Raw genomic sequence first — 2,855 nt, 5'->3', positions numbered from 1 at the left:
GGTTCGCCAATGCTGCGCTGGGGCTGTGGCCTTCGATCAAAAAATGGCTGGAGGAAACAGCCCATCAACGAACTTCGCTTACCATCACCGGGCATAGCGTGGGCGCTGCCATCGCCACCCTGCTGGCAGAGCCCGCCAACGCCGACTTTCTGGTCGCCTTGGGTTCACCGCGCGTGGGTGATCCGGACTTTACCGAGCATGTGTCTGCCAATACGCGCTTGCGTGTCGCCCGACTGGTGGACTGCTGCGATGTGGTCACCGAGTTGGTTCCCGCCAGCTTGGGCTTTGAGCACATCCAGGGGTTGGGTTATATCGACCGATATGGTGTGACTCAGGGCGATTTGTCGCCGACACTGATCCACCAGGACCAGCAGAAAGCACGCTTTGACTACCTGGCGCGGTATGCGGGCAACGCTGAGAACATGTTTTTACGCGATTGGGCCGATCATTCGCTGATCAATTACGTCCGGGCGTTTTGGTGACTTAACCGCTATGCCGGACTGAAAAATCATTGTTGCTCGCAAAGCGAGTGGCCGTGGCCTACCATCGCGGCCTGTGCTTTTACGCAGTACCCCGCTTAAAGGAATTGATCATGATTGACCAACACCGCATGCAGCCCTGCCGCTTCGACAGCGCCACGAACTCTCAGGAAGGGATCGGACAATGAACCTCGACGGGATCGCGCTACCAAAGGGCGTAATGCCAGACGCCGAAAGATTGCTGGACGCAATCACTCAGGCCGGAACAGCCGAAGACCTGAACCGCGCCGGTGGTAAAGCCGAAGGTTTCGTTTTTGGGCTGGAAAGTGGCAAGGCTATTAAAAGCCAGATTGCAGAGCGTCTTTATGTGGCTTACGACGATGCGTGCACTCAGCGATCGACAGAGTTATCTGCTTAGTTAGTGATGACTTCGTTCTTTTCCAGACACAAAAAAAAGGCGCTGCATGACAGGGCCTTTTTTAATGACGTTATTTTAAGTATCGGCAATTAAAACCTCGAAGTTAGATTAGCCGTTTGCACAGCCGGTGCCCATTTCCAAGTACTGAACAATGTGCTGATTACCCGCCGAGTCCAAGTAGTTCATTTGCACCGGGGCTGCTTCACAGCCCGAAGAGACTTGGCTAACTGACAACACTTTGGCAACGTCGAGATTCATTGAGTAGGTGTACTCTTCAACGGCCGGTTGTTGCTGCGCAGTGGCTTCAATTTTTTCATCGGCCATGCTGACTGCAGACACACACATCAATAACATCAACACTGAAGCTTTCATGTTCTTAGTCCTATTAGTTCAGAAGTTGCAAACAGCCGGGGTCATCACAAGGTTCTTGCACGCTTGGGTGATTCATTTGTTTGCTTGGGTTTTGCTGGTTGGCGAGGAGAATAGTAGGCCGCTCGTCTACTTAGACACAGTCCCATTCTGGACAAAGACTATCTGCTTTTTTAATAACAATAGGCGGTGTGCCTAGATTGAATAACGCAGGCCCCTGTCTCGTCGACAGGGGCAGTCATCGGCGGTAGCAGATCTTCAGCACTCGCCGGTGAGCTGCTCGAACGCTTCTTCTATTTCACTGACGTTGGTGGGCCGCACAAGTCGGGCGAGCGTTTTGCCTTCGCACAAGAAAATCATCGTCGGCCACAACTTGACCTGAAACGAACGCCCCAGGCGACGCCCGCTGCCGTCTTCGACTTTCAAGTGACGGACTTGCGGGTAATCAGCGATTACTGCCTCCAGCAGTGGCTGTGCCGCCTTGCAATGGCCGCACCATACGGTGCCGAACTCGATCAACGTCGGCCCTTGAAGCGCATCAACCTCTGCACGGCTGGGTTCGATTTCGGCATAGGCCGTGGTCATGCTCATGGGGTTCTCCTAGTGGTTTCTCAAAACATGGAAATTTCTACAAATCGTGTTCACCTAACGATCCATCCTCTGCGTTCACGCCCCGCGTTTCAACCGCCCTGTATTTTGGCGGCCTGACCAAAAGCTCACTTAGTGACTTGCGCCATGTGACTCACCCACATATATTACGACCATAATTTAATGATATATTATGTTACGGAGGCAGCGACCATGAAGAGACCTCGAAACGGACGTTTACGTCGCTTGGCTCAGCCGCCAATCAATCTCCATTCCTGCATCCAATGGATGACCTTGCAATGAATAGCTCAACTGACGTGGGTGAAACTGGCTCGGCGGTCGTTCAGAAAAAAAGCCGCCTGACACTCAAGCGTGTGCTGGTGATCGTTGTAGTGACCACGGCGCTGGTGTGTGCGGTGGTTTTTGCAGTGCGCTGGTGGACCGTCGGGCGCTTTATCGAGTCAACCGATGATGCCTATATTGGCGGCGATGTCACGGTAATCGGGCCGAAGGTTTCCGGTTACATCATCGAGTTGAAAGTGACCGATAACCAGCGGGTACACGCCGGTGATTTACTGGTCAAAATCGACGACCGTGACTACGTTGCGGCGTTGAATAAGGCTGAGGGCGCGGTAGCTGCACAGGAAGCGTTGCTGGCCAATCTGGATGCTACTGAACAGCTGCAATATGCGGTAATCGGCCAAGCCAAAGCCAGTATTGATGCGACCAACGCCGAAACCGTGCGCTCTCGTGATGACCAGACGCGTTATCAAAAGCTGGTTGGGCAACAAGCGGTCTCGGTTGAAAGTGCGCAGCGTGTCGACGCAACGTTTAAAACCGCACAGGCCAACGGCGCCAAGGCCCAGGCTTCAATGCTGGCGACCCAGCGGCAAATCACGGTAATTTCCACCCAAAAGCAACAAGCCAGAGCCGCGCTGGTGCAGGCCAAGGCCGAGCGCGACATGGCGCAACTGAACGTGGGTTACACCGAATTACGCGCC

4 protein-coding genes and 1 pseudogene are annotated in these 2,855 nt (G+C 53.8%); 3 read left to right on the top strand and 2 right to left on the bottom strand.

Going from position 1 to position 2,855, the window contains the following annotated elements; all coding sequences use genetic code 11:
• Both M0974_RS03825 and M0974_RS03820 read left to right on the top strand, forming a co-directional pair.
• Positions 1 to 482: pseudogene (locus M0974_RS03825) on the top strand (hypothetical protein); the annotation flags it as partial.
• A 181-nt stretch (positions 483 to 663) separates the two neighbouring features.
• Positions 664 to 897, top strand: coding sequence for a hypothetical protein (locus tag M0974_RS03820; protein WP_297833026.1), 234 nt, complete (start codon positions 664 to 666; stop codon positions 895 to 897).
• Between the two features lie 108 nt (positions 898 to 1,005).
• On the opposite strand, the gene M0974_RS03815 is transcribed toward M0974_RS03820, so the two are convergent.
• Both M0974_RS03815 and M0974_RS03810 read right to left on the bottom strand, forming a co-directional pair.
• Complete coding sequence (locus M0974_RS03815; RefSeq protein ID WP_297833025.1) at positions 1,006 to 1,269, bottom strand: DUF2790 domain-containing protein; 264 nt, start codon at positions 1,267 to 1,269, stop codon at positions 1,006 to 1,008.
• A gap of 255 nt (positions 1,270 to 1,524) precedes the next feature.
• Positions 1,525 to 1,851: a thioredoxin family protein gene (locus M0974_RS03810; protein WP_297833028.1), complete on the bottom strand. Its 327-nt coding sequence runs from the start codon at positions 1,849 to 1,851 to the stop codon at positions 1,525 to 1,527.
• Positions 1,852 to 2,153: 302 nt separating this feature from the next.
• Between M0974_RS03810 and M0974_RS03805 the strand changes: the two genes are divergently transcribed.
• The coding region (locus M0974_RS03805; protein WP_297833022.1) for an HlyD family secretion protein at positions 2,154 to 2,855 on the top strand (702 nt) is incomplete at its 3' end.

The organism is Pseudomonas sp., from assembly GCF_026224925.1.
GTDB lineage: Bacteria > Pseudomonadota > Gammaproteobacteria > Pseudomonadales > Pseudomonadaceae > Aquipseudomonas.
The sequence above is the reverse complement of the archived record's forward strand: the minus strand, read 5'-3'. Positions and strand labels throughout refer to the sequence as shown.

Excerpts from the sequence above, each read along its gene's own strand:
- M0974_RS03820 (WP_297833026.1), top strand. The coding sequence starts at position 664 with ATGAACCTCGACGGGATCGCGCTACCAAAGGGCGTAATGCCAGACGCC.
- M0974_RS03815 (WP_297833025.1), bottom strand. The coding sequence starts at position 1,269 with ATGAAAGCTTCAGTGTTGATGTTATTGATGTGTGTGTCTGCAGTCAGC.
- M0974_RS03810 (WP_297833028.1), bottom strand. The coding sequence starts at position 1,851 with ATGACCACGGCCTATGCCGAAATCGAACCCAGCCGTGCAGAGGTTGAT.